The following is a 2,825-nucleotide window of genomic DNA, read 5'->3' on the forward strand; positions in this document are numbered from 1 at the left end:
CTGTTGATCGCGGTCGAGGCGGGCGGGCAGGGGGTGATGATGGCCCCTACCGAAATTCTGGCGCGGCAGCATTTCGAAGGGTTGGAGCCTTTGGCGGCTGCGGCGGGTGTGCGGCTGGTGCTGCTGACCGGGCGCGACAAGGGCGGCGATCGGGATGCCAAGCTGGCCGATCTGGCGGCGGGGCTGATCAACATTCTGGTCGGTACCCATGCAGTTTTCCAAAAGGATGTTCATTTTCAGGATCTTCGGCTGGCGGTTGTGGATGAGCAACACCGCTTTGGCGTGGCGCAGCGGATGGAACTGGGCGCCAAGGGTGAGGCGGCTGATGTTCTGGTGATGACTGCGACGCCCATTCCCCGCAGCCTCGCACTGGCCACGCATGGCGACATGGACGTGTCGGTGCTGGATGAAAAGCCCGCCGGACGAAAGCCGATCCGTACTGCGCTGATCTCATCTTTGCGGATGGATGAGGTGGTGGCGCATTTGCGTCAGGCGGTGGCCGAGGGGCGGCAGGCCTATTGGGTTTGCCCGCTGGTCGAGGAGTCCGAGGTTGTGGATTATGCCAGCGCGGAAGCCCGGTATCAGCATTTGCGCGCCGCGTTGGGCGAGGGGGTGGTGGGGCTGGTGCATGGCCAGATGCCACCGGCCGAAAAGGATGCGGCGATGGCGCGTTTCGTGGCCGGTCAGACCTTTGTTCTGGTCGCGACCACGGTGATTGAAGTTGGGGTGAACGTACCCAATGCCTCGATCATGGTTGTCGAGCGGGCCGAAATCTTTGGCCTGTCGCAACTGCACCAGTTGCGCGGCCGGGTCGGGCGCGGCGCGGCGCAATCGACTTGCTTGCTGATGTATCAGGCTCCGCTTGGTGAAAGCGGTGAACGGCGGCTAAAGACGATCCGCGACACCGACGACGGATTTCGCATTGCCGAAGAAGACTTGGCCATGCGCGGTGCGGGTGATCTGATCGGAACCGCGCAGTCGGGTCTGCCCCGCTTTCGTGTGGCGGATCTGGAACGGCAAGCAGGTCTGATGGCCACCGCGCAAACCGATGCACGCAAGCTTTTGCTCGACGATCCGGGGCTGACCGGGCCGCGCGGCAAGGCGGCGCGGGTACTGCTGTGGCTGCTGGATCAAGACCGGGCGATTCGCCTGATTTCGGTCGGGTGATCAAAAAACATGTTCTGTTCGCAGATGTTCTTAAAAAGTTCTTTACAGGCGGGTGCCGATATGAGAACAATACAGCAACACGAACGGAGGGCATGATGTTGAAGATGATGAAAACGATACTGACCCACGACCACGCAACTGCATTGGAAGATGTGGTTGGGGCGATTGCCCTGTTCGTTCTGTTGTTTGCCGTGCTGTCGATGCCCGGCATGGCTTAGTCTTTGCCCAGCGGTCTGTTCCCCGAAGGTTCGGTGCGTCTTTCCCCCATGTGATGCATGGTGACGCTCGATCTGACCTTTCCAGACACGCCACTTGCCGCCGCCGTCCTTGACGTGCGGCGGCTTTTTCTTGGCTCAGGCGGCTTTTTCAGCTTCGACCATCGCCTCGCACACCGCGTCCAGCGCCAGCAGGATAGAGGCGTGGCGGTTCTTGAAGTCACGCGCTGGGATCAGAACTTCATAGCTGTCGAATGGCGCTGGGGGAATGGGTCCACCCTTCAACATCGCCCCCACAGCATCGCGGGCTTCGGTCAGTTCGGCCAGGGTTCTGCCGATCACCACACGCCCCAGCACGGCCGCCGACGCCTGCCCCAGGGCACAGGCTCTCACATCCTGTGCAAATGCGGCAACCCGCCCGGCCTTGACGATGACGTCCACGGTCACCGTCGATCCGCACAGCGGAGATCGTCTGCGCGCGGTTCCTTGCGGAGTGTCTAGCCGACCAATATGCGGAATGTCGGCCGCCAGCTGCAGAATGCGTCCCGAATAGAGGTTGATGAGGTCGCTGTCGCTCATGGCGTATCCTTCGTGTTGCCCTTATGTAATCCGCAAACGCGCGTCCGCCAAGGAGGAGTGCCATGCGATTTGATCCCGCCTCGCTGAGTTATGATGCCAACGGCCTGATCCCCTGCATTGCGCAGGATCACCGATCAGGCGAGGTGTTGATGTTTGCCTGGATGAACCGTGACAGCCTGGACCAGACGCTCGCGACGGGGCGCGTGACCTATTGGTCGCGGTCGCGGTCGGCGTTCTGGATCAAGGGCGAAACCTCGGGGCACATTCAGACACTGGTCGAGATGCGGCTCGACTGTGATCGCGATTGCCTGCTGGTTCTGGTGGAGCAGCAAGGGCCCGCCTGCCATACCAACCGGCAAAGCTGCTTTTTCACGGCCCTTCGCGATGGCGAAGAGGTGGAGATTTCGCAACCGCTATAGCCTGACCATCCGCCGGATATCTTCGGGCGTCGCCCCTTCGGCCCGATACTTCGCCAAGGCGCGCGCATCGTCGCGCTTGGCCAGCCGTTTGCCCTGATCATCTCGGATCAGGCGATGATGATGGTAGATGGGCGTCGGCAGACCAAGAAGGCGCTGAAGCAGGATGTGGATTTTCGTCGCCTCAAAAAGGTCCTCGCCGCGCACAACATGGGTGATCTGCTGCGCCGCGTCATCGACGACAACGGCAAGGTGGTAGGACGTCTCGCTCTCGCGGCGGGCAATTCCAAAATCACCAATCTCTGTCCTGAAGGTTTCTGCATCCAGAAGATGGTGACCAATGCTGCATCCGGTTTCATCGAACCCAAGGTGCGTGAGGCCGCCGAAGGCCGTCGAGACATCAAGTCGCAGGGTGTCCCCAGATAGGGGGGCGCAACCCAAATGACGC

Annotated in this window: 5 protein-coding genes; 3 read left to right on the forward strand and 2 right to left on the reverse strand. The window is 61.2% G+C overall.

Going from position 1 to position 2,825, the window contains the following annotated elements; translation table 11 throughout:
* Both RMO18_RS05665 and RMO18_RS05670 read left to right on the forward strand, forming a co-directional pair.
* A partial coding sequence (locus tag RMO18_RS05665) for an ATP-dependent DNA helicase RecG (RefSeq protein ID WP_309664481.1) occupies positions 1-1,167 on the forward strand: 1,167 nt, incomplete at its 5' end.
* 95 nt (positions 1,168-1,262) lie between these two features.
* Positions 1,263-1,385: a hypothetical protein gene (locus RMO18_RS05670; protein WP_309664483.1), complete on the forward strand. Its 123-nt coding sequence runs from the start codon at positions 1,263-1,265 to the stop codon at positions 1,383-1,385.
* A gap of 135 nt (positions 1,386-1,520) precedes the next feature.
* Here RMO18_RS05670 and RMO18_RS05675 read toward each other — a convergent pair whose 3' ends face one another.
* The gene (locus tag RMO18_RS05675) at positions 1,521-1,961 is read right to left on the reverse strand and encodes an iron-sulfur cluster assembly scaffold protein (RefSeq protein ID WP_309664485.1); all 441 of its coding nucleotides are present in this window, start codon (positions 1,959-1,961) and stop codon (positions 1,521-1,523) included.
* Between the two features lie 62 nt (positions 1,962-2,023).
* On the opposite strand from RMO18_RS05675, the gene hisI reads away from it, so the two are divergent.
* On the forward strand, positions 2,024-2,380 hold the full coding sequence (gene hisI, locus RMO18_RS05680; RefSeq protein ID WP_309664486.1) for a phosphoribosyl-AMP cyclohydrolase: 357 nt from the start codon (positions 2,024-2,026) through the stop codon (positions 2,378-2,380).
* Here hisI and RMO18_RS05685 read toward each other — a convergent pair.
* Positions 2,375-2,825, reverse strand: a 451-nt coding sequence (locus RMO18_RS05685; RefSeq protein WP_309664487.1) for a glutamate--tRNA ligase family protein, incomplete at its 5' end; no start/stop codon positions are given. The genes hisI and RMO18_RS05685 overlap by 6 nt on opposite strands.

Origin of the sequence: Tabrizicola sp. (assembly GCF_031377265.1) — a bacterium.
Classification (GTDB): Bacteria; Pseudomonadota; Alphaproteobacteria; order Rhodobacterales; family Rhodobacteraceae; genus JAUYQR01.